Source organism: Methylobacterium hispanicum, from assembly GCF_022179285.1.
GTDB lineage: Bacteria > Pseudomonadota > Alphaproteobacteria > Rhizobiales > Beijerinckiaceae > Methylobacterium > Methylobacterium hispanicum.
This window is the reverse complement of record NZ_BPQO01000043.1, coordinates 15,691-42,547: the sequence shown is the minus strand read 5'-3', so window position 1 is coordinate 42,547 and position 26,857 is coordinate 15,691. Positions and strand designations below refer to the sequence as shown.

27 protein-coding genes are annotated in these 26,857 nt (G+C 68.1%); 22 read left to right on the top strand and 5 right to left on the bottom strand.

Annotated features, from left to right (window positions below):
* Positions 1-123 precede the first annotated feature (123 nt).
* From MFF56_RS29655 to MFF56_RS29555, 21 genes are all read left to right on the top strand, one after another.
* Complete coding sequence (locus MFF56_RS29655) at positions 124-450, top strand: hypothetical protein (protein ID WP_238231985.1); 327 nt, start codon at positions 124-126, stop codon at positions 448-450.
* A gap of 5 nt (positions 451-455) precedes the next feature.
* Entirely contained in the window at positions 456-2,705 is a 2,250-nt protein-coding gene (gene cap2-3, locus MFF56_RS29650) for an anti-phage 6A-MBL system cap2_3 protein (RefSeq protein ID WP_066925975.1), read from the top strand.
* Between the two features lie 414 nt (positions 2,706-3,119).
* Positions 3,120-3,887 (top strand): SH3 domain-containing protein, encoded by a 768-nt coding sequence (locus tag MFF56_RS29645; protein ID WP_238231984.1) that lies wholly within the window; start codon positions 3,120-3,122, stop codon positions 3,885-3,887.
* 110 nt (positions 3,888-3,997) lie between these two features.
* Complete coding sequence (locus MFF56_RS29640) at positions 3,998-4,333, top strand: DUF3768 domain-containing protein (RefSeq protein WP_066927199.1); 336 nt, start codon at positions 3,998-4,000, stop codon at positions 4,331-4,333.
* Positions 4,334-4,419: 86 nt separating this feature from the next.
* Complete coding sequence (locus MFF56_RS29635; RefSeq protein ID WP_156454006.1) at positions 4,420-4,716, top strand: hypothetical protein; 297 nt, start codon at positions 4,420-4,422, stop codon at positions 4,714-4,716.
* A 270-nt stretch (positions 4,717-4,986) separates the two neighbouring features.
* Entirely contained in the window at positions 4,987-5,886 is a 900-nt protein-coding gene (locus tag MFF56_RS29630) for a hypothetical protein (RefSeq protein WP_066927201.1), read from the top strand.
* A gap of 129 nt (positions 5,887-6,015) precedes the next feature.
* Positions 6,016-7,038 (top strand): hypothetical protein, encoded by a 1,023-nt coding sequence (locus MFF56_RS29625; protein ID WP_238231983.1) that lies wholly within the window; start codon positions 6,016-6,018, stop codon positions 7,036-7,038.
* Positions 7,035-7,364 (top strand): hypothetical protein, encoded by a 330-nt coding sequence (locus MFF56_RS29620; protein WP_066920352.1) that lies wholly within the window; start codon positions 7,035-7,037, stop codon positions 7,362-7,364. Before MFF56_RS29625 ends, MFF56_RS29620 begins: the two co-directional genes overlap by 4 nt.
* 641 nt (positions 7,365-8,005) lie before the next feature.
* Positions 8,006-8,221: a hypothetical protein gene (locus tag MFF56_RS29615; RefSeq protein WP_066920354.1), complete on the top strand. Its 216-nt coding sequence runs from the start codon at positions 8,006-8,008 to the stop codon at positions 8,219-8,221.
* Positions 8,222-8,515: 294 nt separating this feature from the next.
* Positions 8,516-9,118 carry a TetR/AcrR family transcriptional regulator gene (locus tag MFF56_RS29610; RefSeq protein ID WP_066920356.1) on the top strand — a complete coding sequence of 201 codons (603 nt, stop codon included), beginning with the start codon at positions 8,516-8,518 and terminating at the stop codon, positions 9,116-9,118.
* A gap of 3 nt (positions 9,119-9,121) precedes the next feature.
* Entirely contained in the window at positions 9,122-10,930 is a 1,809-nt protein-coding gene (locus MFF56_RS29605; RefSeq protein ID WP_066920358.1) for an ABC transporter ATP-binding protein, read from the top strand.
* Between the two features lie 57 nt (positions 10,931-10,987).
* Positions 10,988-11,659, top strand: a complete 672-nt coding sequence (locus MFF56_RS29600; RefSeq protein ID WP_066920360.1) for a response regulator transcription factor — start codon at positions 10,988-10,990, stop codon at positions 11,657-11,659.
* Positions 11,659-12,984, top strand: a complete 1,326-nt coding sequence (locus MFF56_RS29595; RefSeq protein ID WP_082772941.1) for a sensor histidine kinase — start codon at positions 11,659-11,661, stop codon at positions 12,982-12,984. The genes MFF56_RS29600 and MFF56_RS29595 overlap by 1 nt, the downstream gene beginning before the upstream one ends.
* A gap of 97 nt (positions 12,985-13,081) precedes the next feature.
* Positions 13,082-13,366 (top strand): hypothetical protein, encoded by a 285-nt coding sequence (locus MFF56_RS29590; RefSeq protein ID WP_066920361.1) that lies wholly within the window; start codon positions 13,082-13,084, stop codon positions 13,364-13,366.
* A gap of 121 nt (positions 13,367-13,487) precedes the next feature.
* Entirely contained in the window at positions 13,488-13,928 is a 441-nt protein-coding gene (locus MFF56_RS29585; RefSeq protein ID WP_156453579.1) for a hypothetical protein, read from the top strand.
* Positions 13,929-13,962: 34 nt separating this feature from the next.
* Entirely contained in the window at positions 13,963-15,135 is a 1,173-nt protein-coding gene (locus MFF56_RS29580) for an efflux RND transporter periplasmic adaptor subunit (protein ID WP_066920365.1), read from the top strand.
* 21 nt (positions 15,136-15,156) lie between these two features.
* On the top strand, positions 15,157-18,312 hold the full coding sequence (locus MFF56_RS29575; RefSeq protein WP_238231982.1) for a multidrug efflux RND transporter permease subunit: 3,156 nt from the start codon (positions 15,157-15,159) through the stop codon (positions 18,310-18,312).
* A gap of 449 nt (positions 18,313-18,761) precedes the next feature.
* A complete protein-coding gene (locus MFF56_RS29570) occupies positions 18,762-19,553 on the top strand; it encodes a DUF4394 domain-containing protein (RefSeq protein ID WP_238231981.1) in 792 nt (263 codons plus the stop codon).
* A 59-nt stretch (positions 19,554-19,612) separates the two neighbouring features.
* Positions 19,613-20,152 carry a sigma-70 family RNA polymerase sigma factor gene (locus MFF56_RS29565; RefSeq protein ID WP_066921309.1) on the top strand — a complete coding sequence of 180 codons (540 nt, stop codon included), beginning with the start codon at positions 19,613-19,615 and terminating at the stop codon, positions 20,150-20,152.
* On the top strand, positions 20,149-20,916 hold the full coding sequence (locus MFF56_RS29560) for an anti-sigma factor (RefSeq protein ID WP_066921311.1): 768 nt from the start codon (positions 20,149-20,151) through the stop codon (positions 20,914-20,916). The genes MFF56_RS29565 and MFF56_RS29560 overlap by 4 nt, the downstream gene beginning before the upstream one ends.
* Before the next feature lie 373 nt (positions 20,917-21,289).
* Positions 21,290-21,940, top strand: a complete 651-nt coding sequence (locus MFF56_RS29555; RefSeq protein WP_066921313.1) for a hypothetical protein — start codon at positions 21,290-21,292, stop codon at positions 21,938-21,940.
* 38 nt (positions 21,941-21,978) lie between these two features.
* Here MFF56_RS29555 and MFF56_RS29550 read toward each other — a convergent pair whose 3' ends face one another.
* Together MFF56_RS29550 and MFF56_RS29545 are read right to left on the bottom strand one after the other, a co-directional pair.
* A complete protein-coding gene (locus MFF56_RS29550; protein ID WP_238231980.1) occupies positions 21,979-22,965 on the bottom strand; it encodes a hypothetical protein in 987 nt (328 codons plus the stop codon).
* A 297-nt stretch (positions 22,966-23,262) separates the two neighbouring features.
* Positions 23,263-23,652: a hypothetical protein gene (locus MFF56_RS29545; protein WP_066921317.1), complete on the bottom strand. Its 390-nt coding sequence runs from the start codon at positions 23,650-23,652 to the stop codon at positions 23,263-23,265.
* Between the two features lie 167 nt (positions 23,653-23,819).
* Here MFF56_RS29545 and MFF56_RS29540 point away from each other — a divergent pair, with 167 nt between their 5' ends.
* Entirely contained in the window at positions 23,820-24,470 is a 651-nt protein-coding gene (locus MFF56_RS29540) for a hypothetical protein (RefSeq protein ID WP_156453661.1), read from the top strand.
* Between the two features lie 626 nt (positions 24,471-25,096).
* Here the strand turns inward: MFF56_RS29540 and MFF56_RS29535 are convergent.
* From MFF56_RS29535 to MFF56_RS29525, 3 genes are all read right to left on the bottom strand, one after another.
* Entirely contained in the window at positions 25,097-25,564 is a 468-nt protein-coding gene (locus MFF56_RS29535) for a VOC family protein (protein ID WP_066921320.1), read from the bottom strand.
* A gap of 68 nt (positions 25,565-25,632) precedes the next feature.
* Positions 25,633-26,034, bottom strand: a complete 402-nt coding sequence (locus MFF56_RS29530; protein WP_066921322.1) for a nuclear transport factor 2 family protein — start codon at positions 26,032-26,034, stop codon at positions 25,633-25,635.
* Between the two features lie 63 nt (positions 26,035-26,097).
* Entirely contained in the window at positions 26,098-26,832 is a 735-nt protein-coding gene (locus tag MFF56_RS29525) for a 3-oxoacyl-ACP reductase family protein (protein WP_066921324.1), read from the bottom strand.
* Positions 26,833-26,857 lie beyond the last annotated feature (25 nt).

The following is a 26,857-nucleotide window of genomic DNA, read 5'->3' as shown; positions in this document are numbered from 1 at the left end:
TGCCGGTCCGTCCACATCTGCTCTCTCCTCCGTCCTGCCAGACGGATCGTGTATTGGTGACACGAGACAGATGGGGACGGCCGGCGGAGGACCTCAAACAGGCTCTTAGGTCCGGAGCGGGGTGTGACCGAGACGGAGGCTGTCCCGAACGTGAAGTGGCTGTTCGAGACCCAGGGTCGGAAGCGCTGCACCATCGTGTCGCCGAGTTGGCCCATTCCCACCCCTGGCACCGTCGAGGACGCCGACAAGCAGCCACCGCATCGCCAGGCCGCCAACCACCATCGCCGCGTCGTTCGCGAAAAGCAGGGCGATTTCATCGTCACGATGGAGCCTGCGGTCGGTAAGCCCAAGCCCGTCCGCTACGAGATCAGCCGCTATGGCGTGGGCCTCGCGCTCGCCGCGCCGAGCGTGGCGGCGGCATCGACCACGTCGACGGCGCGCCAGGGCTGAGCACGATGGCCTGGATCGACGATTGGTCCCTCGTTCCGGATCGGGGGCTTTCCTCGCCGCAAGCCAAGGCGGTGCTGGCCTATCTGGACTCGGCCGTCCAGGTCGCCCGTGTCATCGAGGCCCGTCGTCACCCGGGCGGGGACGAGATGATCGTCGCAGACGTCCAGACGGGCGCGCCACAGCGACCCGTTGTTGAGATCGAGCGCATCGAGCGCATCGGCATCGTATTCGGATCAGCGGCGGCCATGCCGATGGTCATGATGCTGCGGGATGGTTTTCCGGATACCGAGCACCAGCAGCTGGTGCCGGACGGCTTTCCGGCCGCGATGTGCATCGACGACAGGCCCTGGGACGAAGCGCGCCTCACCTGGACGCCGGCCGAGATGCTCCAGCGTATCCAACTCTGGTTCCGGCGTGCTGCGCGCGGGGAGCTCCACGACCCGCACCAGCCGGTCGATCCCTTCTTCGGGCTCTCGCCGCTAAAGATCGTTGTTCCAGCCTCCGTACTGTCGCGCGCCGAGAGCGTGGAACTCGTTGGCTTCCGCACCACGCCGGACGACCCGGAACTCTTCACCGTCATGCCGGCCGGCTCCATGCCGTATACCGCGGACGCTAACCGGCTGATCCCTGTCACCTACTGCGTGCCGCCCGAGCGGATGTCCCGCATGAGGAAGGCACCGCGCAACGTGGCGGCCCTTGGTGCGCTTCTCGCCGAACGAGGGGTCGACCTGCTTGGGGACTTGAAGAAGCGGATGCGCGCCTGGGCCGGTTCGGAGGAACGGGACCGAGCACGGCTCCATGGGGTCCTTGCCATCATCGTCGCCTTTCCCGTCGTCGCTCCGGATGGCAGCCATAGGCCGGGGCTCCTCGACCTACGCGTATTCATCACGCTGAAGTCGTTAGGCGAGATCGGGGTGGCCCTCGGACAACTGCATGCCCATGCAAACGCGGCCGCGTCCGGCTTCGCACGCGCGATCCCCGCCGGCGTCATCGACGAGGCCGCACTCGTCGCGTGCCAGGTGCAAATGGCGCAGGTGCATCGGGCGTTCGATCCCGATTGGGCGGCGACGCTGGCCGGCGGGACCGGCCGGGACGCTCGGAAAGTCGTGTTGGTCGGCGCCGGCGCCATCGGGTCACACGTAGCCGAGTACCTTGTCCGGGAGGGCCGGTTCGATTGGACCGTGGTCGATGACGACCGGCTGCTTCCCCACAACCTAGCGCGCCACACGCTTCGCGCGATGGAGAATGGGCATATCAAGGCTTCCGCGCTAGCAAACCGGCTGAACTACATCTTCAGGCCGACCACGGAAGCGCCGGTGGCGCGATCCATCGACGTCAACGTCCTCCGGCCCGGTGAAAGGAATGGCGAGCTCAAGGAGGCGCTCGCGGCGGCGTCGGTGATTATCGACGCGTCCGCCTCCGTTGCGGCCAGCCGCCATCTGGCCGACCTAGACGCGCCGGGAAGGCGGGCCAGCGTCTTCTTCAATCCGTCTGCCGAGGCCGTGGTGGCGTTGGTCGAGCCGGAGGATCGATCCCTGACGCTTCGCGACCTTGAAGCGCAATACTACCGCGCTGTGCTCCAGCGTCCGGAACTGGAGCGCCACCTCACGGCGGTCGGGGAGCGCTTCGCGTACACCGGTGCGTGCCGCGCCGTCACCAACCGCGTTCCGGAGAGCCGGATCGCCCTGTTATCCTCCCTTGCGGCCACAGGTCTGGCGCAGGCGCTCGGGCAAGCTGGGGCGTCGATCCGAGTATGGTCCGTGGACCTCGACGGCCGGGTCTGCGTCAGCAACCCGAGGACGGCGCCGGTGACGCGGTATCCCCTGCTGGATTGGGAGATCACCGTAGACGCGGATGCGCACGCCCAAATGGTCGCGATGCGGGTCGGGGTCTTGCCAAGCGAGACGGGCGGGTCCGCCGTCGGCATCGTCGACAGCCTCGCTCGCAAGGTGCACCTCGTCGAGCCCCTGCCGGCGCCTCCGGACAGCAAGGGGTCGCCGACCGGGTTCGAGCGCGGCATCGCCGGGCTTTCGGATGACGTGACCGGCAGGCTGGCCAGGACCATGGACCAGACCCAGTACATCGGCGAATGGCATTCCCACCCACCGCAGCACCCTTTGACGCCGAGCCCCACGGACGTCGTCCAACTCTGCCGGTCGGCGATGAACGCTTCGCTGGAGAGCCTGCCGGCTCTGTCCTTCATCGTCGGCGACGACGGGCTCAATGTCCTCATCGGCGAGACCGGGCGACTGTAGAGCGCCTGTTAGACACGATGCGGTTTCAACACGATCCGCCTGGTCGCGCTCGGGTACCCGCGCGGACCATGCCCGCGACCTCCCCGAGACGAGCCGTTGGCGATGTTGTCCCCCGTTCGGCGGCGGCATTCAGGGTTGTATGGGCCACAGGACGACGCTCGTTCGCGCCAATATATTAGGATTATATTCTTGACAACCATGGCCGGTTCGGTCATGCTGACGGTGTTGGCCGGTGAGTTGGCACGACCGCGCCGCTCGCCCCGTCCGCAGCCAGGAGAGCTTGATGACCCGACGACACGAACCGAGCATACCGCGACCGGCGGCACCGCCCCCGTACCGGACCCGCTCCGGCCACCCCACCCGCATCTTGCAAGGCCCCCTCCCGGGGGCCTTCGTCGTTTCAGGGGACCTGCGATGAGCGCCCGCGCCAAGTCCGACCGCGCCAGCCTGCCGGCCCGCGTCGCCGAGACCCCGCTCGCACTCCGGCCGCCCGCGCTCGTACTGTTCGGCCGAGACGGCGGCGGCCGACCCCGCGCCGCGTGGTTCGACGCCGCCGACGCCGAAGCCGCCACCGCCGCGGCCGCGATTATGCGGCTGCGCGCCCTGCCTCTCACGGACGACGCCGGACGCGCCCTCGCCGCGCGGCTTGCTCGCGGGCGGGTCCTGCCGAGCGGCCGGGCGTTCGTGCCATCCGCCAAGCGCGACGTCTACGCCCGGCTGATCGCGCTCGCCGGCGAGGAAGCTGGGCTCGCCGTCGCTGTGGGCGGTCGGGCCGATCCGCCCGGCGCCAACAACGCCCCATCCTCGGATCCGCCGGGGGAAGCCGATCCCCCCGCGGCTGAGGAAGTCAGTACGGCACCCTCGTCGGGCGAGGAACGCCCATCGGACGAGGAGGAAGCCCCGTCGCCCCCCGCCGATGAGCCGGCGGGCGCGCCGTCGGCGTCACGCCCGGGCGCCCATCTCTTCGTCGGCCAGCCCCGCCCAGGGGACCGCGGCGAGATCGGCCTGGGCAGCATCGTGCTCGCTCACGAAGGACCTGACGACGGCTGGTGGGAGGCGGAGGTCATCGGGGCCAACGGCCGAACCTTCTCGCTGCGCTGGCGGGACTACGACCCGATGGTCTTTCCGACCATCCTGCGCACCGCCGACGAGCTTGCCCTCCTGCCCCCCGGGGCACCCTAGCCGCCCGTGAACTGCGCCCGGGCCGCTCCTTGCCGCCCGGACGCGCTATCGGCGCCGCGGCCCATGCGACGCCGTCCGGACCACGCCCCCAGCCACATCCCAAGGTTGCCATGACCGCCGTCCTCGACGCGGAGCGCGTGCGCGCGCTCAACGACATCCTCCGTCGCTCGCTCAGCGGCGGCACCCTCGTGCTCACCGCCGGGATCATCGCGCTCGGCCGCGAGCGCCAGCAGATCGTGCTCGACGCCATCGCCACCTTCGACCGCTTCGACGTCGACAACGACCCATACGGCGAGCACGACTTCGGCGCGGTCGAGGCCGCGGGCGAGCGGGTATTCTGGAAGATCGACTACTTCGACCGCGCCGGACGCAACGCCTCACCGGATCCGGCCGATAGTAGCGTCACGCAACGCGTAATGACGGTCATGCTCCCTTGTGAATACTGACTTGAACATCTTCGGCGGCTGCCGAGCCGCCTCTCAGTGCGTCGTCAGCCGGAGGCGACTTGGTGCAGCAAGATGGAGGGACAAAGATGATGAAACACTTTGTTGCTGCGATCATGATGATTTCGGCTATGCCAGTTCAAGCCGATGTTTACAGATACACATGCCGGGTCGATGGAAAATCGCTCGCCGTGCGTATCGATGACGCGCGAAAAACCTTGCGGTGGCGTAACAAGACCTACGCGATAACCGTCCAGGAAGACTGCGCCAAGTTTGGATGGCGAGCGACGCGGCCGGGCGAAGCCTTCGATTTTTGCACCGCCACGCAAGGCTACGCGGACTTCCAACAAGGCGACCGGCTGATCCAGTGCGATCAGGACCGCTGAAGGGTGGCGACCATGAGCCTGCCCTGCACACGCCGCAGCCGGATATCGGCGCGGAACGGCCGTGAGGCGGACGCATCGTCCCAACCCGGGCGTCACCTTGACCAGAAGCACTCGAAGCAGGGGTGTCGCATGGCGAGACGCTGGACGAGGCTCGTCATCGCAGTGATGCCGTTCTTGACGGTCGGGGGGGCCGACTCGGCGGCGACCGCGCCAGCACGTCGTTCGGTACCGTCCATTGCAGGCGACGCTGCCCCGCCGCCGACACGGGCCGTGTGGGGACCGACCGGCCGGGGGTCAAACGTACGCTATGGCGAGCCCGGCGACGAGCCGGACGTCGAGCTGCTGTGCCTGTCCGACCGCAAGATCGAGCTGCGGGTGTTCGACCCGACCGGCAAGAGTGAGCGCAACCGGGTCAAGCAGGTGCAGCTCGTCGGGCTCGGCGCCGTGCAGGCGGAGGAGATCGACCTCGCTCCCATCGACCGGCTGGTGATCACGATGTTCCTTGATGGCGGCAGCCTCGCGCTCACCGCCCTGCTGCTTGACCAGGATTTCGAGGTCTCGTTCCCCGGGGCACGCCTGCCGGTGCGCGGCGCGGGAGCCTCTGCGCTGGTGCGGGATCTCCTGCAGACCTGCCTCGCCAGCCAGTCGGTCGGTGCCCCGTCATTGAGCCTGCCACTGGCACCTGCGCCTGTCGTGCCGCCGGCCGGCGCCCCTGCGCCGGAGCGGCCTGAGGGATCAGTCGCGCGCCCCGCCGCGGACAAGATCCACGCCGGGCGATGCCTGGAGCTGAAGGTCGACGGCCGGGATCGGCCGTGCAACGGCGACATGCGGCTCAAGGATGATGGCCGGGGCACGGTGGATTTTATCACTGGCTACGCTGACGAGCGGGGCGCGGCCAGGACGGTGGTCGATTTCGAGGTGCGCCAGTCCGCGGAGCTCGAAAACGCCTACGGCTACGCGTTCCGGGTGAGTACGCTGCGGCTGATGACCTTCGACGCCCCGGAGACACGAACGGTCTGGGCAGCGACTGGGCTGTGCCAGATGGTCAAGCCTAACCCGGTCAAAGGGGGCGCCCGCGCCGTGCAGCAGGACATCGTCGTGATGTGCTCGGCGGTGCCGTCCGACGGCCGGGCGCCGGCGAAGCGGATCGACTGGAAATTTGTGTTCTGAGGCTGATCGGCGCCGAGCCATGACCGCTGGATGCGGCGTCGTCCGACGCAGAACCGGATGCGTGGTCGAAGCGGAACCGTGCGGGAGCGTTTCGGCGAGGGCGGCATAGGGCGGATGAGGACGTGCGAGATGGACTGGTTCGAGCGACTGACCGGATTCCGGGAAGCGGGCTACCAGGAGACGCAGGCTCGGCTACGCATTGTCGACGGCCGGCTTGTCCGTGAGGGTTCCGCCGAGAGCTACGCGGTGGGGACGCTGACGCTACCCTCCCTGGCAGAGCTTCGCACAGCGGCAGCCGGTGTTCATCGTCCTGGCCGGCTGCGACTCTCCATCGTTGAGGGTGATGCGCGCGCCCTGCACCGGGCGCCGGAGAATCGCGGTGCGCTGTTCCAGGTCGCCTCGCAGTTCAACATGCTGGAGATGGTTGGGCCGGACGTGACCCCGGAGGACGGTGTCGCGGGCTACGCCTACGACCGCACGCAGGGGCCGGCCTGCGCCATGGCCGCGGGTGCCGCCACGATCTATCGCAACTACCTCGTGCCGGTCGCGGGCGAGATCGGGCAGACGGCGGAGCGGCAACTCGACGGGCTCGCCGACCTCGGGGATGCCCTCGCGGGGCGCCTCGGCACGGATCGGGCTGCCTTATGGACGATGCGCAACGGCTACGCGCTGCCGACGCGGGCGGCCCTGGATGCTATTGCCGGGCACCTGAACGCGGCGGATGAGGGTACCCTCAACGATCTGCGGGGCCGGCTGCGGCTCGGCCTGCACCAGGACGTCGACGTCACCGAGGGGCCGGCACCGAGGCCGCTCGTCAGCCAGATCTTCTGCTCGGCGCTGCCGGTGGCCTACGCGAGGCTGCTAACCGAGGCTTGGGCGCCTTTCGCCCAGCTCGTGCTGGAGGCGGCTTACGAGGGCACGCTGCTGGCTGGGGTGCTGAACGCGGCGCGGGGGGCCTCGAAGCGTGTCCTTCTAACGCGGCTCGGCGGGGGTGACTTCGGAAATAACGACGCCTGGATCAATGCCGCCATGCTGCGGGCGCTTCGGTTGGCTGGCGACCGCGACCTCGACGTGGCGGTGGTGAGCTACGGGCGACCGCCACAGGCGATGCGGGACCTCATGGAGCAGTATGAGGTGGTGGCACACAGATGATCATGCCGGCGAGCCAGTTAGGGCCTTCGGACGTCTTCGACGCCTACGGTGTACCCGGACGCGACGAGCAGGCGACGTACGTGATCCGGCCGGACAGAAACATCGCATGGCGCAACCGCGGCATCGACGTCGATGGCTGCCGCGCGGTTCTCGACTGGTTCACGGGGCACAAACGCCGGGCTAGGCAAGCGGTGTGGTTGACCTTCGCGGCCAATCCGGGCTGCGAGGCGGAGGTTGAGGCGTTCCTGCGAGACTGCGATGCCGGCATCGGTGACGAGCCCGGCACGACGACGTTCTTCATGCTTGCACTCAGCGAGGGCTGCTAGGCCAGTCTCGATACCTTCGCCGACGACGCAGCCTTCGACGCGCACTTGGCTGAATCGGCCGCGCGTGCCTTCATGGCCGGCGCTGACTACCTGTTCACGGACGGGCTAAAGATCATCCAGGAATGGGTGCTGGCGGGTAGGAAGCGCAAGGCATGATTGCGGCCCACGGCGCCGGGGAGATCCGAGCGTGGGATACTCGCAATACGAGCAACATGCGGATGCTATTGGTCAGAATTTGCTGAATCTAACCCACACCCTCGGTCTGGTCACGCCCCGTCTTAGACATGCCACCGGTGTGCCTGCAATCCATGTTGTTGACCCTTTGCAGACCTAGCGACTGGCTGGATGAGACGTCTGCTCGGAACGGAGAAGCGGACCTCCCCAGGGCAGCCACAACATCAGCAGGTACGGGTCATTGGCGACGGCCGAACGGGGAACGCTCCGGCGGGTAAACGCGCCGCACGACGGCGACGCTTGGCTCGGACGCAGCCCATCCTCGAACGATGCCGTCGGGTCGCCGTCACGGTCCATCGGATCGTCCGAGCGACGCCCACCTCGACGCCCAATGCCCCGCACATCCCGTAATGCTGGCGTAACCCGCTATGTCTACCGAACCTCCCCGTCACGGAGAGAGGTGTTCCATGGACACGGAGCCGGAAAATGCGGACGATGCATTCGAGTTGTTGTTGAGGCGGACGGTCACGAATGCAGTGACTTCCGGCTTGAATAGCAACGTCCATCGGAACGACGATATCATCGCTCGTTTGATGGACTACGAGCAGCGGGCGCGCCAGGAACGTCTCAGTTCCCAGACCCTGCAGGTTATAATGTCGGGGAGACGCCTGCTCGGCGAGTGACGGAAAGCGGCCGCTGCGGACCGCGCGCCGGAGAGGGCATGCCAGCCAAGCGCAATTCGCGGGTCCGAAGCCGGCCCCCGACGCGTAAGATACCGTCCGGTATGTATGATGGCGGCCACCAGGACCGGAACCGTTGCCCAATCCCGAAACCATGCACGTGGCAGCGAACCACGAGGTAACCATCGGCCACCTGCGGTCGAGGGCGGCACACACCAATCGGCCAGTTGCGGCGCCGGCGACAGGGACGACCCCTCCCGCCGGAGGCGAGCCATCCCGGTCGCGGGAACCATGACCATGGCGACCGAAGGCGCATACCGTCGGAAGAAGCAGCCCGAGCTCGTCCGGCGGACGCTGCTCGACTGCGCCGCCAAGCTCGCCCTGGAGCAGGGTCTCGCCGCGGTCACGGTGCAGGGGGTCTGCGACGCCGCTGGCGTGACCAAGGGCGCCCTGTTCCATCACTTCGCGAGCAAGCAGTCCCTGGTCGAGGGCGTCGTCTCCGACCTCATCACGCAGCTCGATGCCGACATCGAGGCGGCGATGGCCAGAGATGCCCATCCGCACGGCCGGTTCACGCGGGCCTACATCGACGTGACCCTGCACGACCCGATGATGACCGAGGGAGGCCAATGGGCCGCCCTTCACGTCTCCATCCTCGCCGAGCCGAAGCTGCGCCGGCTGGTCTCGGACTGGTTCGCGGAGCGCCTGCGTCGCCATCACGGGACGGACGCCGGACCCGACCTGGAACTCGTCCGGCTCGCCGCCGACGGCGCGTGGCTCGCCTACCTCGTCCGCGAGAAGCCGAGCGACCCCGTGCCCGTTCTCGGCGAGCTCCGCGAACGCCTCGTCGCCATGACCCTGGCCGGACGGACGACGACCCCGAACGACGGCAATCCCTGAGCCATGAGACACAGTTCACCGAACGAGTTCGCACCGGAAGGGGCGGACGACCCCAACTACGACGACGTCGCCACGGCGCACGTGTCGGTGGCGCGCATCCTCGGCCTGTTCCGGCCCTACCGGGGGCGGATCGCGCTGGTCCTCTTCCTGATCGCCTTGGCATCGGCCGCCGGGCTCGCCGCCCCGTTCCTACTCCGGGCGATCATCGACGAGGCCCTGCCGAAGGGCGACCTGCCGTTGCTGGCCACCCTCTCCGGCAGCTTGGTCGCTCTCGCCGTGGTCGGGTCCGGCATCGGCGTGCTGCAGGTCCTCGTCACCGCGAGGGTCGGGCAGGCGATCATGCACGACCTCCGGGTCGCGGTGTACACCCACCTCCAGTCGCTCTCGCTCGGGTTCTTCACGGGGACCCGCGCCGGCGACATCCAGTCCCGCATCGCCAACGACATCGGCGCCTTGCAGGCGCTGGTGACCCACACCGCCGGCGAGGCGACCCGGAACGCCAGCACGGTCGTCATGACGGGTGCCGCGATGCTGCTCCTGGACTGGCGGCTCGCCCTGCTCTCGTTCCTCGTCCTGCCGCTCGCGACCTGGATCAGCGACCGGGTCGGCCGGAAGCGCGAGGCGTTCACCTACGAGCAGCAGGGACGGATCGCGGAGATGTCGTCGACGGTGCAGGAATCCCTGTCCGTGTCCGGCATCGTCCTCGCCCGCACGATGGGACGCACCCTCGACCTCACGCAACGCTTCGACCGGGCGTCGCGCGAGGTGGCGGCCCTGGAGGTCCGGTCCCACACCGCGGGCCAGTGGCAATGGTCGGTCATCGATCTGGTACTCCAGGCGATGCCCGCCCTGACCCTGCTCCTCGGCGGCTGGATGATGGCCTCGGGCACCGCCATGACCATCGGTACGCTGGTGGCCATGATCGCCCTGCAGGAGCAGCTCCTGTTCCCGCTGGAGGAGGTGCTGCGCTCGGGCGTCGAGGTCCGGAAGACGCGGGCCCTGTTCGCGCGCATCTTCGAGTACCTCGACAAGCCCGTGGGGATCACCGAACGGCCCGATCCCGTCACGCTCGATCCCGCCACGGTCGCGGGCCACATCAGGCTGGATCGCGTGGTGTTCTCCTACGACCGAGCGGGACCCGCAACCATCCGGGGCGTCACCATCGACATCCCGGCGGGCTCGCACACCGCCATCGTCGGCGCCACGGGCTCGGGTAAGTCCACCCTCGGCTATCTGCTCGCCCGCCTCTACGACGTGGATGCTGGCGCGGTGCTCTACGACGGCGTCGACGTGCGCGACCTGAGCCTGCGCTCGCTCACGGACATCCTGGGCGTGGTCACGCAGGACCCCTACCTGCTCCATGCCAGCGTCGCGGAGAACCTGCGCTTCGCCCAGCCCGACGCCACCGATGCGGACTTGCACGCCGCCGCCCGGACGGCGCAGCTGCACGACGTGCTCGCGGCCCTGCCGGACGGGTACGACACCGTGGTGGGCGAGCGCGGACACCGCTTCTCCGGCGGCGAGAAGCAGCGCCTGTCGCTCGCCCGCACCATCCTGCGCGACCCGCGCGTGCTGCTGCTCGACGAGGCGACGAGCGCGCTCGACACCGCGACGGAGCTGGCGATGATCCGTGCCCTCGAACGTCCCGGCAGGGCCCGCACGACCATCACCATCGCGCACCGGCTGTCCACCGTGCGCCGGGCCGACCAGATCGTCGTGCTCGACCGGGGGGTGGTAGTCGAGCACGGAACGCACGACGAGCTGCTGGGCCGCAGCGGCGCCTATGCCCGTCTCGTTCGCAAGGCGGCGTGACGATCCGCTTCGGCCGGCTCCGTCCTGCCGCCATCGTTCCTTGGAGGTTCAACCGTCTTGCGCGTCCTGGTCGTAGAGGATGACCCGCAACTGAGCGCATGGCTCAAGACCACGCTCTCGGACGCCCTCGGGCACGCCGACGTCGTCGACAACCTCGACGAGGCGCTGGCCGCCGTCGGCGTCCAGCCGTTCGACCTCGTCGTGCTGGACCGCAGGCTGCCGGACGGCGACGGGATCACCCTGATCTCGCGCCTGGCGCAACTCAGGCCCCGGCCGGGGGTGCTGATGCTGACCGCGTTCGACGACCCGGTCGAGATCGCGCGGGCCCTCGACGCCGGGGCCGACGACTACGTGCCGAAGCCGTTCGAGCCGGTCGAACTCGTCGCCCGGGCGAGGGCCGTGATCCGCCGGCTCCAGGTCGACCGAAAGGGCGTGCTGACGGTCGGCAACCTGTCCTTCGACACCGCCGCACGGTCGGTCCGCGTCGCCAACAACCCGATCCCGGTCCCGCGCAGGGAACTCGCGCTGCTCGAAGCCCTCGTCCGTCGGGCCGGGCAAGTCGCCTTGCGGGAGGTGCTCGAAGCCGCGGCCTACGGCTTCGACGACGAGATCCAGTCCAACGCCCTCGACGCGCATATCTCCCGTCTCCGGAAGCGGTTGCGGGCCGCCGACTGCTCCGTGGCGATCAAGCCGCTGCGAGGCCTGGGCTATATGTTGGAGGCCGGCTGATGCCGCGCGGGCAGCCCTCCATCGCCCGGCTCGCCGCCGCCTTGCTCAGCCTCGTCGTCGCCGCCACCATCCTGTGCACCTGGACGCTGGTCAGTGCCCTGCAGGGCGATGACGGCCTCTTCGCCCAGTACGACGTGGCGAAGGTCATCCAGGCTTCCATCTCGCGTGGCGAGGACGGCGCGCCGGTCGTCTCGTCGACGAGCGAACTCGACGGGATCAAGCGAGCCTTTCCTGACCTCTGGTACGTGGTCACGACGGAGGGCGGGAGGGTGCATTACGGACCCGTGCCCGCATCGGTCCGCGACGGAGGCGCGGCGGCACCAAGCCCGGCGTTCGACGGGGGCGATGGCCTGCGTCTCACCCACTGGACCATCGCGGCTCGGCTCGGCGCGAAAACCGTACAGATCCAGGTAGGGGGCGCCGTCTACAGTCCCGCGCAAGCCGCGTTGAGCAGCCTGCGCGACGTCAACTACACGGCCATCCCGCTCCTGGTCGTGACCGCCGCAACCATCCTGGTCGCCCTCCTCACCGTTCCCGCCCTGATCGCCCGACCCGTGCGCCAGGTCTCGCGTTCCGCGGAACGCATCGACGGCGGGTCCCACGGCATCCGCCTGCCGTTGGGCGAGGCCCCGCGGGAACTCGTCCCGATGGTGGCCGCCTTCAACCGCGCCCTGGAGCGCATCGACGTGGCCTCGGCCGCGCAGCGCCGGTTCCTGTCGAACGCGGCGCACGAGCTCCGGACACCGCTGACCCGTGTGCGGACCGGCCTGGAGCGGGTGGAGGACTCGGACCTGCGTCGGGTGCTCGTGGCCGACGTGCAGTCGCTGTCCTCCACTGTCACGATGCTGCTGCAAATCGCACGCCTGTCCTCTGACAGTCCGGAGATGCGCCGGTTCGACCTCGTGGCGGCTGCGCGCGCCACGACCGCCGAGCATGTCCCGGCGGCGCTCGCCGCCGGCGTGGACATCGCTTTCTCCGGGGAGGGCGACGCCGTCCACGTCACCGGATCGGAGACCGCCGCCCGCATCGCCGTCGGTAACCTCGTGGGGAACGCCCTGCAGCACGCCCGCTCCGGAAGGTCCGTCCTGGTCGAGGTCCGTCCCCCCGGGACCGTTCGCGTGATCGACCACGGCGACGGGGTCGAGACCGGCATCCGGTCGGAGGTGCTCCAGCCGTTCGCGCGAGGACGGTCGAGCGACGGCACGGGGCTCGGGCTCGCCCTCGTCGCGCAGGTCATGGCCATGCACGGGGGAGGCGTCGCGATGGACGAGACCCCCGGAGGCGGGTTGACGGTTTCCCTCACGTTCCGAGGCGCGGAGGCCTGAACCTCGCCGCCCGTCGATCCCGACGAACGTAATGTTGCGGCAACCTCGGCCGCTAGGATCGGGACGTCCTCCCCTCCCGGGAGTCGAGGTGAACCCCATGCGCAACAAAGCCTTAGTCCTCGCGACCGCGCTCGTCGCGTTCTCGTCCGCCGTCCCGGAAGCCCAGGCGCGGGGGCGGTCGGGGGCATTCGCGGCTGGCTTCGTCGGCGGGCTCGCCGCGGGCACGCTCGCCGCCTCCGCGGCACGGGCGGAGCCGGTCTACGACGACGGCTACGAGTACGGTCCGCCGGAATGCGACCGCGTCTACCGCCGCCGGTTCGTCATGCGCGAATACGAGCCACCGTTCGAGCCGCTCGGCTTCCACGCCGACTGGGATGACTGAGGGCTCCGGTCCTGCGCCCGTCCCCATGGCACGGGTTCACGAAGATGCGGGGCCGCCGTCGCAGACGGCCGCCCAAAGAAACGGGCGTCCGAGGCCTCGCCCGGCCCGATGGGATTTCGAGATGCGGTTTCCGAGATCGAGCGCCCGCTCGGCCATGACATGCTGCCTTGCCGCAGTGCTGGGGACCTCCGTCGCCGAGGCGGCGGCAACACCCGTGATCCCAGGGGTCCCGGAGACGCGTGCCGACGACGGTCCGCTGGCGGCGCTTGAGCGCTCCTGGTCTGACGTCGTCGCGTCGCTCGGCGAAGCTATGGCCGGAGCGCCGTCGTTCGGACCGGTCCTCGTCTTCTCGGAGGCCCGCTGCCCGAGCGTGGACAACGGCACGGCCCTGGACTGCGGACTGGCCGCCGACCGGATTTGCCGGGGGGCCGGGCGCACGACGGGCATTTCCTTCGATCAGACGACGGGACGGACATGCCGCGGCGGCGTCGCGTCGCAAAGCGGCGGGCTGTCCATCACCTGCAAGCCGTCGGCCTGGATAAGCCATGCCCTATGCTGGTGATGCGCCTGCGATGCGACGCCTGACCCCATCCCCCATGCCCGGGCGGCCCCCTGGCTCGTTCCTCCTCGCGGCGACGGCCGCGGTCGGCTTGGTCGCCCTGACCATGGCCGGCTGCGAACGGGCCGCCGACGGGAAGGCCGCTCCGGGAGCGGACGCGGGGCCGACGCCGGTCACCACGGTGACCGTCGAGGCGGCGACGGTGCCGCGCACCCTCGACCTGCCGGGTCGCCTCGCCTCGACGCGGGTCGCCGAGGTCCGGGCCCAGGTCTCCGGCATCGTCCGGGAGCGCGCCTTCGAGGAAGGCAGCCTCGTCAGGAAGGGCGACGTCCTCTTCCGCATCGATTCCGCCGTCTACCGGGCCGAGGTCGACGCCAAGGCCGCCGCCTTCGACCGGGCCGAGGCCGCGCGGGTGCAGGCGCTGAGGCAATCGGAGCGCACCGAGACACTGCTGGAGCGCCAGGCGGCCAGCACCGCCCAGCACGACGTCGCGACGGCCGCCCTGCGCCAAGCGGAGGCGGACGTCGCCAGCGCCAAGGCGCATCTCGCCCGGGCCCGGATCGACCTCGACTACGCCACCGTGCGCGCGCCCATCGCCGGCCGCATCGGCCGGGCCCTCGTCACCGAGGGCGCCCTCGTGGGCCAGGGCGAGGCGACAAAGCTCGCGCTGATCCAGCAGATCGACCCGATCTTCGCCGACTTCAACGCGCCCGCCTCGGACCCGAGCCGCCTCGCCGCGCGCGCGTCGGGCAAGGAGGAAACGGAGGTGCGCCTCGTCCAGCCGGACGGCTCGCTCCACGCCGACGCCGGGCGGCTGCTGTTCTCGGACGTGAGCGTCGACCCCGGCACCGGGCAGGTGTCCCTGCGGGCGACGTTCCCGAACCCGAAGGTGGCGCTGCTGCCGGGCACCTACGTCCGCGTCCGCGTCGCGCAAGGGACGGTGCCTGGCGCGGTCATCGTGCCGGCCCAGGCCATCCAGCGCTCCAGCGCCGGGGTCGCGCAGGTGTTCGTGGTCGGCGACGACAGGACCGTCGCGCTGCGCCCCGTGCAGGCGGGGGCGCTGACGGATGCCGGCTGGATCGTCGAGGAGGGGCTGAAGCCTGGCGAGAGGGTCGTCGTTGAGGGCTTCCAGAAGATCCAGCCCGGCATGGCGGTCAACCCGACGCCCTGGCACGGCGCCCGGACGGCCGCGGCCTCCGCAGAACCCTGACCGCGCCGGGACCGGACCTCCATGACCCGCTTCTTCATCGACCGCCCGATCTTCGCCTGGGCGATCTCCATCTTCGTCATGCTGGTGGGCGCGATCTCCATCGCCTTTCTGCCGGTCTCGCAATACCCGGACGTGGCCCCCGTCACGGTCCAGGTGAGCGCGACATATCCGGGCGCGCCACCGGAGCGGCTCTACGACGGCGTCACCCGCATCATCGAGGAGGAGCTCAACGGCATCCCGGGGCTGATGTACTTCGAGTCGACCAGCGACACATCGGGCATGGCGTCGATCATGGCCTCGTTCGCGCCGGGCTCGGATCCGTCGAAGGCGACGGTCGCGGTGCAGAACCGGATCAAGCGCGTCGAGGCGCGGCTGCCCCGGGCGGTGACCCAGCAGGGCGTCGTCGTCGAGGAGGCGAGCACCAGCTTCCTCCAGTTCGTCACCGTGTCGTCGAAGGACGGCTCGCTGGGCGAGGTCGATCTCGGCGACCTCGCCGCCCGCCGCCTGCTGGGCGAGCTGCGGCGGGTGCCGGGCGTGGGCCGCGCCACCCTGTTCTCCTCCGAGAAGGCGCTGCGCATCTGGATCGACCCGGTCAAGCTCGTGGGGTTCGGGATGACGCCGGGCGACGTCACGGCCGCGGTGGGCGCGCAGAACGCCCAGGTCACCTCGGGCATCGTCGGCGCCCAGCCGGCCACGCCGGACCAGCGCATCGCCGGCAACGTCTTGGTGAGGGGCCAGTTCGCCACGGTCGCCGAGTTCGGTGAGACCGTGCTGCGCGCCAACCCGGACGGCTCGCTGGTGCGGCTGCGCGATGTCGCCGAGGTCGAGCTCGGCGCCCAGTCCTACGCGATGCAGACGCGGCTCGACGGGCGCCCCGCCGCCGGCATCGGCATCCAGCTCGCGCCGGGCGCCAATGCGCTCTCGGCCGCGCAAGGTGTGCGGACCAAGATCACCCAGCTCCAGCGCACGCTGCCGGCCAACGTCAGCGTGACGGTGCCTTACGACACCACGCCCTTCGTCGAGGTCTCGATCAGTAAGGTGCTGATGACCCTCGCCGAGGCGATGGCCCTGGTCTTCGCGGTGATGTTCCTGTTCCTGCAGAACGTCCGCTACACCCTGATCCCGACCATCGTCGTGCCGGTCGCGCTGCTCGGCACCTGCGGCGCGCTGCTCGTCGCCGGCTTCTCGATCAACGTGCTCACCATGTTCGGCATGGTGCTGGCCATCGGCATTCTCGTCGACGACGCCATCGTCGTGGTGGAGAACGTCGAGCGCATCATGGCCGAGGAGGGACTGCCGCCGCGGGAGGCGACCCGCAAGGCGATGGGCCAGATCACCGGGGCCATCGTCGGCATCACCTCGGTGCTGGTGGCGGTGTTCGTGCCGCTCGCCTTCTTCCCCGGCTCGGTCGGCGTCATCTACCGGCAATTCGCGGCCAGCATGGCGACCTCCATCGCCTTCTCGGCCTTCCTGGCGCTGTCGCTGACGCCGGCGCTGTGCGCGACCCTCCTGAAGCCCGTCGCGGCCGGCCACGGCCACGACAAGGGCGGCTTCTTCGGCTGGTTCAACCACCGCTTCCGGGCCGGCACGCTGGCCTATCGGTCCGGTGTCGCGGGCCTGCTGCGCCGGCCGGTGCGGGCGCTCCTCGTCTATGCGGTCATCGTCGCCGCTCTCGGCTGGGGCTACCTGCGCCTGCCGACGAGCTTCCTGCCGGTCGAGGACCAGGGCTACGTCATCGTCGACGCGCAAACACCTCCGGAATCGGCCACCGGGCGCACGCTCGACGTGGCGAAGCGCATTGAGGAGCACTTCGCCCGCGAGCCCGGCATCGACAGCCAGACCCTGCTGCTCGGCTTCGGCTTCTCCGGCCAGGGCCAGAACGCGGCGCTCAACTTCGTCGGGTTGAAGCCCTGGGGCGAACGCGGGCCGAATGACGGCGCCGATGCCATCACCGCCCGCGCCAACGCCGCCCTCGGCGGCCTGACCGACGCCATCGTCATGTCGCTCGCCCCGCCGGCCATCGACTCGCTGGGCAACTCCAGCGGCTTCGCCTTCCGCCTCCAGGACAAGGGCCAGCAGGGCCATGCGGCGCTGGCGGCCGCGCGCAACCAGCTGCTCAAGGCGGCGAGCCAGAGCCCGGTGCTGCAGGGCGTCTACGTCGAGGGCCTGCCGACCGCGCCGCAGGTCGAGCTCGTCCTCGACCGGCAGAAGGCGAACGCGCTTGGCGTCACCTTCGCCGACATCAACGACGTCCTATCGACCAGCCTCGGTTCGACCTACGTCAACGACTTCCCCAACCAGGCACGGATGCAGCGGGTCATCGTCCAGGCCGAGGCGTCCCGGCGCATGACGGCCGAGGATCTCCTCGACTTGCACGTCCGCAACGCCAAGGGCCAGATGGTGCCGCTGCAATCCTTCGCGCGGGTCGAATGGACGATGGGTCCCTCGCAGGTCGTTGGCTTCGATGGCTACCCGAGCATCAAGATCTCGGGGACCGCCGCGCCGGGCTACGCCAGCGGCGATGCCATGGCCGAGATGGAGCGGCTCGCCAAGCAACTGCCGCCGGGCTTCGACTTCGCTTGGACCGGGCAGTCGCTGCAGGAGAAGCTCTCCGGCTCCCAGGCCATCTTTCTGCTCGCGCTGGCGCTGTTCTGCGTCTTCCTCTGCCTCGCGGCGCTCTACGAGAGCTGGTCGATCCCGCTCGCCGTCCTCCTGGTGGTGCCGACCGGCGTCGTCGGCGCGGTCTTCGCCATGCTGCTGCGGGACATGCCGAACGACGTCTACTTCAAGGTCGGCCTGATCACGGTGATCGGCCTGACGGCGAAGAACGCCATCCTGATCATCGAGGTGGCTAAGGACCTCGTGGCACAGGGACGGTCCCTGCACGAGGCGGCTTTGGAGGCGTGCGAACTGCGTTTCCGGCCCATCGTGATGACCTCGCTCGCCTTCATCCTCGGCGTGATGCCGCTCGCCGTCGCGACGGGCGCCAGCATGAACAGCCAGCGGGCCATCGGCACCGGCGTGCTCGGCGGCATGGTCACCGCGACCGTGCTCGCCGTGTTCGTCACGCCGCTCCTCTACGTGCTGGTCGCGCGGGCCTTCCCGTCGCGTCGGGCAAGGGGGACGAGAGACGGTCAAGCCGACGCTTCGGCAGCCCATGGCATCCCGGCGGGCTGAGCACTGCGTGAAGGCCTTCGAGCGTCGCCCGGCACAGATCCCCGACCCCTCCATCCCGCAAGTCTGGGGGGATTGTCGGCTCGCCTCACCGCCCTTTCGTGGCCCTGCCGACAGGACGTTGTGGCCGTAGGACCAACCATTCCATCTCAACGGCAGCTGTTGGACTCCAAACGAACATCCCAGTGTCTTCGGTCGGAAGTCCGCTAATGGCGCAAAGCCGTCACGCGTCGCAATTCATGCTAACGTCCGGTTTTTTGATGCAGGTTTTCAATAGCGGACCAGCTGTTATGCACCGAGCCGCCATTCCGATCACGACCCAACACCGCCAAAGCTGACTACCTGACTGGCTCTCACGCGCGCACGCTGAACGCGAGCGCAGAAATATCTGACCCTGGCTGCATCCGATTACCCAGCCCACGGCTAGCGCCATCGATGCCGATCCGCGGCAGATGGAGAACACCATGCGACTGAGTCTGATCGCTGCAAGCCTGCTGGCCGGCACCTGCTTTGGAACCGCTGCGCGTGCTGAGACCGTTGCGGCACTCATCGGCGACGCCAGCTTGGCGCATGTCGACACAGCCGCGAAGAAAGTCACGAAAACGGTGACGATCACCGGCATTAGCGGCAGCGTCCTTGGCATCGACGTCCGGCCGGCAGATGGCATGCTTTACGCGGTGATCTCGGACGGCAGCGTCGTCACGGTCGATCCGATGTCGGGTAAGGCCACGGCGAAATCGAAGCTCGATACGACGCTGGCTGCCGGCACCGCGGCCATGGTCGATTTCAATCCTGTCGCCGACCGCCTGCGCATCATCGGTTCGGACGGGACCAATCTCCGCGCCAACGTCGACGACGGCAAGGTCACGAAGGACGGACAGCTCAAGTTCGCCGAAACCGACACCATGAAGGACAAGACGCCGAAGGTGATGGCTGGTGCCTACACCAATGCCTTTAAGGGCACGAAGGAGACGGCCTTGTTCGACATTGACGCTTCCGGCGCTTTGCTGAAGCAGGCTCCGCCGAACGACGGCATCCTCAACACCGTCGGCATGCTCGGCATGTCCGGCGAGGCGGTGGCTTTCGACATCCTCTCAGACGGACAGGGCGGCAACCAAGCCTGGGCCATCGTGGGCGATACGCTCTACAAGGTGAATCTCGCCACGGGGAAGGGCGAGATGGTCGCCAAGATCGACGGCGTGTCTGGCAAGGTCCGCGACATCGCCATCCTGCCCAAGTCGTAGTTCGCTCCGCAGATGCAGGACCGGCCACCTAGCCGGTCCTGCCGAGTGCCGGGAGGATCATGGAGCCGTTCGATCATGCGTCCGCCCTAGAGGGCTGCGCCCGCCAGGACCCTGCGTCGCTGCGTCGACTTTATGACCGCGAGGCCGGGTTCCTGCTCGCCGTCGCGCTTAGGATCGTCCGGCGGCGGGACGTTGCCGTCGAAGTCGTCCACGACTCGTTTCTCGATATCTGGGAGCGCGCCGGCAGCTTCGACAGTAGCCGCGGTGCAGGTCGCGCCTGGATCGCCAGCATCGTGCGACACCGCGCGCTGAAGTACATCCGTGCCGCCGGTCGAGAGACGGATATCGACGAGGCAAAGACGGCGGAGATCGTCGACACTGCGCCCGATCCTTTCGCCGCGCTGGCGGCGGCGCAGGACGGAGCGCGCCTGCACGCATGCCTTGCGAAGCTCGACGCCGACAGGCGGCGGGTGATCCTGCTCGCCTATGTCGAAGGACTGTCGCAGTCTGAGATCGCCGAGCGGCTGGCAACGCCGCTCGGGACCGTGAAGGCGTGGGTCCGCCGTAGCCTTATCGCCCTGAAGGATTGCCTGTCATGATCCCGAGCGATCCGGAAGGCCGCGATGTTCTGGCGGGTGAATACGTCCTAGGCCTGCTCGACGGGGCAGCGACGGCGGAGATCGAGCGGGCTCTGCTTTCGGATGCAGATATGGCCCGCCGCGTCGCGTTCTGGGAAGAATGCCTGCTGCCGGCCTCCTCCGCTCTTGGAATGGCCGAAGTCGATCCTGCACAATGGGCGCGGATCGAGCAGGATCTCGTGACGCGCCGACATGCACTCGGTCGGACCACGCCTTCCGCGCTCACGCGGTCGAAGCACGGAATAATGCGGGCGGCGTGGCACAGCCCCTCTCTGTGGCGGGCCACCACGGGCCTCGCCACGGCCGCCGCGCTCATTCTAGCGATCCTGCTGAGCCGCATGTCAGCGCCTGTCGAGAGCCCGACGCGGTACTTCGCGATCCTACAGAGCCGCGACGCCCTTGGGCAGGAGAGCGGCCCGGGATGGCTTATACAAGTTGCACAGAATGGCGCGGTTCGGTCGCTACCGCTGGCTGATGTGCAGCCCGGAAGCGGGCGCGCGTTGCAACTCTGGACCTTGTGGGATCAGGCTCGCGGTCCGGTCTCCCTCGGCGTGCTGCCTCCGGGTGGAGCGATCCGCCTGCCGCCGGAGCGACTGGAAGCCATCGGTGACGGGCAACTGTTCGAGATCACGCTGGAACCCGAGGCTGGTTCGCCCATCGGTCGCCCGACGGGCCGGATCCTATTCATCGGCCGTGCGAAAGGGGCTGCGTCGCAGGCTCTGTAACAACCATCCCCAGCATCGACGGCGTTGCGGAACCAACCTCCGCCACGGAATCAATCGATACTCTTAAGATTCGCGGTCGTAGCTCGCCTCCGGCCGGGCGGCTATGTGCGCTGTGAGCGATCCGGCAAACCAGTAAAACTAATTTCGTGCTTGCACACTGCCGGCTTGCTTTGGAAGCTGCCACAAGACGGCGCGCGGTACTCGGCGCTAGAGTGTACGTCTTCGGGCGTGCAAATGTTTAGGTGTGTCGAAAGAGAGCTGATTGAGCACACCGGCTCGGTAGAGCACTGCCTCCTCGAGCATGGCTCATGGCAGAGCCCCCGCATCCCCATCCCCATCCCAATAGGCAGCCTCACCCACAGGAGATCCAGGTATGCCCCAGCCCCCTTTCCCGGATGGTCTCTCTCGCAGTAATCAGATCAATCAACTGACCGGCGGCTACGGCCAGATCGCTATCGAGCTGGTGGCCGAGGGCTGGTCCCCCTACCTCCTCGTCCTCAAGTATCGGCATCTTGGGGGCCGTCGCGACGCCGTCCTTGCCCAGATGAAGCGTGAGGCCGAGCGGGCGCATCGCTGGCTCTGCGAGCGGGTGTGGCGCAACTGGCGCGCCCCGAGCCGCCGGGATTGGTGCCCGGTGTGGATCCTCGCCCCGGACTTCCCGGTCGCGAAGCGGGCCAAGGTCAGTGCCCGCTCCGCTTGGCGCGATCTGCTGCCCAACGATGGGTTGCACTACCAAGGCGTTGCCGTGATGCCCCCGGGGGGCCGCCTTCGCGAACCGCTCGACTCGCACCTCGGACCATCGGGCGCACGTTACTGCCCGCGCGGCGGACCCCTCGTCTCGCTCACCGCCACCCCCATAGTGAGCGATCTTGACTACGTACACGCCTACAACTTCAAGGCGCTGGCGCGTGGGCGGACCGACTTCGACGACATCTTGACGCTTCCGCCGTCCTCGGCTGAGCTCGACAGCAAGCCCAGGCCGGCTACGGAACCGTGGCGTCATCCGGTTCTGGTTCGAGACTGAGAGAGCCGGGACAGCCTCGCCGCCCCAGCTCCTGTCGATCAGTGCACTGACGGCTTGACGCGACCGGCCGGCCAGCGGAACGCTCGCCGCGCCCGCAATCGCACCCAACCCTCATCCGGATCGGCACTCTCCTCCATCCCCATGCCAACGAGGCGAATCATCACAAGCTGTCCCGCCTTCACCGATAGCAGCCGCTTCTTCATCTCCGGCGTCACCTCGAGCATAATCGTCTCTCGCCCGCTCGGATCCTGGCCCTGCTTCAGCAGCGGCTCGGTTTCGGACTCGCTGCCGAGGTGTAGGTAGTCGACCAAATCGTCCTTAAGGTCGCCCTCCGACGGGTCGTTTGTGCACTCGCCCGGGTCATCCTCAAGGCCATCCAGGCTCCAGTCCTGGTCCGGCGTCTTCCGCGCCTTGCCTCCCAGGTGCACCGGTTCGTCGTCGATCAGGAAGTCCGGGTTCGGCCCCTTCGAAGAACCGCGGACGCGCTTCGCCCGAGCGAGCTCCAACTCGACGCTGATCTCGTACAACTTTTCGATGCCGCCATCCGCCTTGATCTGCTCCGCCACGATGTGGGCCGGCATCCCCTGGCGCATGTACCCACCGAGCGCCGCCGCGTACTTCCCGGTCCGCTTGCGCGCCACTTCGCTCGTCGCATTGAAGACAAAATTCATGACGTGCCGCAAGGCGTTCTTGTGCTGCTTGGATACCTTGAATTTCCGCTTGCCGTTTTGGAAGAAACTCAGACTATAAAACTCCTTGAACGCATTGAAGTCCGTGCTGAGGTGTCGGGCGATAGCGTAGGCGAACTGCAGGCCGCCGTAGAGTTCCTCTCGAAAGCTATCATGAGTCTGCTGGACCTGCGCGGCACACTCAAGTGCAGCCCCGATTGGGTTCTTCGCGATGCGACGCTGCAGCTTCGACTCATCGGGCGGGAACGCCCCCGTCCAACTGTAGGGGTTTTCGAGGTTGCTGATCGTCTCCCACTTATCCGTTTCGGCCTGTTCTGCTGTCTGATTCTTGCCCATCGTCGCCTATCCTTCGATTTCGGTTGCGGCTTGGAAATCTCGTTACGAGAGTTTCGAGCGCCGGTTGTGACTGTCGTCTTTTTGGGGGTGTTTGGCTTGGCCTCTCGTTGCTGATGAGAGACGCTACCGTGCCGCAGCCCGCGGGAGATCAGCGGGTCGGAATTGTCCGGGCGTCGGCTGGAGCAGCGTGGTCGGCCGAAGCGCCGCGCGAGACAGACGGGCGTTTGGTTCCGTTGGATGCTACCGGTCATCCGGGTCCATGAGGGCCGGGGCAGATGCCCACCCCGGCCCGTCGCTTCAGGCGCGGCGGGAATTCCAGATCACCTTGCGAACCCGCAGCCGCTGCCACACCCCCTCGGTGCCGAGGCAGGTCACGTGGAGGACCGCCTCCTCCCCGGCCGCCATGTCGAAGAAGCGCGTCTGGCGATCCAGCGTCACCTCGAGCTCAATGGTCGGACGTCCCGCCGGATCACAGCCGCGCTCGATCACCGGCACCACGCCGAGAGCGATCTGATCGCGGAGGCTGAGCCCGGCGTACAGGTTGTGCCCCTTCGCGCTTCCGAACGACTGTGGCTCCTCCGCCCCGTGCTCCGAATCGTCCTCGGCGCGAGAAGCCTCGACGGTGACAGCAATGTAATCCTGATGCACCTGCTCGGAATCCGCGCTATCATGCTTGATATTCGACATTCGTTTTGTCCTCACATTGTTATTGTTACGGCCCCACGACTTCAGCGGTGTTGTTGGTTCCAGGTCTCGTGTCCCGCTGTTGATGAACGACCGTAACTCGCCGTAGCCTGCGAGGGATGGTGCCGCCGGATTTGTCCGGGTCGGACCGGCGGACGGGAGCGCAGCGCTTGAAGTCAGCGTGTGTCGGATTCTACTGGACTCTGCCGGTCACCTGGGCCGACTTCCGACGCCTGCCCAGCGACATCAATGGCGCTGCCCGGGCCAGCCGGACGATCCGCTACCAGCGCGAGCGCGTGAAGCAGTGGGTCCGGGCGGAGGCACTCAGCCTCGTCGGCGAGATCGCCTTCATGGACGTACGCACCGACCGGGCAACCGAAGAGGTGCGGGAAGCTTTAGTGGAAGCCCGCCGCCTGTGCGCACGCCAACACGCGGTGCTCGCCTACGTCGCCTTCGAGGAACGTAACCTGTGGCGAAGCAACCCACATCTCCGCCATCACGCCGAAGAGCTTGGCCTTGAATTGATCGCGCTGTCGCCTGACCCGATCACCGTCGATGGACGGCGTTTCGACCCGGTTGCCCACTTCAAAGCGTCACGGGTGGCGGAGCGCGAACGGATGGGCGAGTTGCGCCGGGAGGCCTATGCGGGCATCGCACGCGCGTTGTCCGCCATACCGGAGGGAGCCGGACGCTGGCAGGCGGTTGCCGAGCGCCTGAACATTGAGGGCGTTCGCAGCCTCAAAGGCGGTGCTTGGACTTCGGAGAACGTCCGGAAGGTCGTCGGGCGCCATGGGGACGCCTTCAGCAGCGTCCAAGGTTAGCCGAGAGAGCTCAGTAGCCGCGAGTTTGGTTCAGGGTCGGTGATGGCCTGGAGGGCTGTGAACCTTAGCCTAAAACTGCAGCGCAGAGGTTGCGTTCCGCCAGAATGGCTGTCCTCCAGCCACAGATGTTAGCTTGATGGGCCGCCATTTCGGTGGCGCCCCTTCACCAGCAAGGTTTATCCGATGCAGAACTTTGGGGTCCGAATGCGGATAGTTGGGGCGGCTATCAAATAGCTACGCGTCGGCACTGTCAGCAGCGGCAAGCCGGGTTGTTGGTGATCTTGATCGCAGGGTTCACGGCATGCGCTGCATGCGCCCAATCAGCGAGCTCATGAGAACTTCTACGACGTCCGCCTCCCGTGTCGAAGCCGCCGACGAAGGTCGCGGTGTGAAGGGGCCGCTATGCGTCAGGAGTTCGCCCCATTTTGTTCGGCTTCGCGCCATAAGCGGCCTTTCGAACAGAGCCACGAGAATGGCCGCTTTGCCTTCAAAAGCTACCATCGACGTGGAACGACAGGTTCGGGCGGCCACAACGTCCTGATCGTTCCTCGCGAGTCAGGAGGCGAGCTACGTCACCGGCGAGGTCTACGGCGCCATGGGCGGTAACGGCACCGCTTGATGGGAGTTCAACCGGTCGGGCCCCGGGCGAGCTTCCGCCGGAGCTCCTCCCGGGCCTCGTCGCTCTTGTCGAGTGCGAGGCCCATGGCGCGGAGGACCTCGCCCGTCTTGGAGAACTGGACGTCGGCGTAGGCCACGATCTCCAGGTGGTTGCCCCAGGGGTCGATGAAGTTGAACGGACGCTCCAAGAGCTCGGCCCCGGCCGCCCCGGCGAGGGCCATGACCCGGCTGCGGTCGTCCACGACGAGCCCGAAATGCCGGTACGTGTCCTTCGGCTGCTCGCGCCCGGCGATCAGGGCGATGAACTGGTCGCCCATGTCGAGGAAGGCCATCGCCGGGTGGTCCGCGTTCCCATCGTGCCGCCCACGCAACTCGAAGGAGAACACCGCGCCGTAGAAGCTCAGGGCCTCCTCGATGTCGCCGACCTCAAGGGCGATGTGGTTCAGGCCGACGAGGCGAGGCTTGGAAGGAATCATGGGTATACCTCCACTGCTGTCCCTGCCGACAACGCGGAACCTGCGGCTTCCACCCGTAACAACCGGTCTCAGGCAGTCGGCTGGTCGAGCAGCACCCAGAGACGCGCGATTCTGCCGTCCACGACCTCGACCACATCCGTTCCGGTCACCGCGACCGGCCCGCCGTCCGGGCCGGCCTGCCACCGCAGCGCGCCCAGGCCGTGATGCCCGACCGCCGTCCCGATGGGCGTGAACCGGAATGTCGGCCCGAACTGCTCCAGCAGGTTGCCGGCGACCGCCGAGATGGCGGCTCGCCCCTGCACGATGCCGGTCGGTTCGTACATGACCGGCTCGTCCACGAAGAGCTCGGCCAGGGCCGCCGTGCGCTTGCCCGCGTCGCGTTCGTTGAAGACGCGCTCCAAATTGGCGCGCAGCAGGCGGTCGTAGTTGGGTTCGGTCGCCGGTCCACCGGCGTTCGTGGTCTCGGACATCGGGTCGTCTCCTTCGAGGCTGGATTGGATGAGGTTAGCGACGAGCCTGCCCGGCCTCGTCGTTCAGGCCAGGTAGCCGCCGTCAGCGGTCAGGGCGGCGCCCGTGATGAAGCCGGCCTCCGGGCCGCTCAGGAAGGCCGCGAGCGCCGCGATCTCGGTGTCCCGCCCCATGCGCCCGAGCGCGATGAGAGGGGTGAGCATCGCCTCCATGCCGGCCGACATTTCGCTCGCCACCGGACCTGGCTGGATCGTGTTGACGGTGATGCCTCGCGGTCCGAGGTCTCGCGCGAGCCCGCGGGTTAGGGAGGCCACAGCGGCCTTGGTCATGCTGTAGACCGTTGTGCCAGGGAAGCCGCTGCGGTCGGCCCCGACGCTGCCGACGGAGATGATCCGCCCGCCCTCCCGCATGTGGCGGGCGGCCTCCTGCGCGGCGACGAACACGGCCCGGACGTTGACCGCGAGTTGCCGGTCGAAATCGGCCAGCGAGACGTCCTCGACGGCGCCGGGAACGAGGATGCCGGCGTTGTTGACGAGGATGTCGAGGCGGCCGAACTGCTCGACGGTGGCCTGGACGGCCCCGCGAACCGCGTCCGGGTCGGCGCTGTCGGCGGTTAGGGCGGTAACCGAGGCACCGGACGCAGCGAGATCCGCCACCAGTGCCTCGGCGCGCTTCGCCGAGGCTGCATAGGTGAAGGCGACGGCGGCGCCATCCTGGCTCAGGCGGCGCACGATGGCCGCGCCGATGCCGCGGGAGCCGCCCGTGACCAGGGCGACCTTGCCGGTGAGAGGTTGTGTCATGGACGTAGTCCTTCGGGACGCGGTG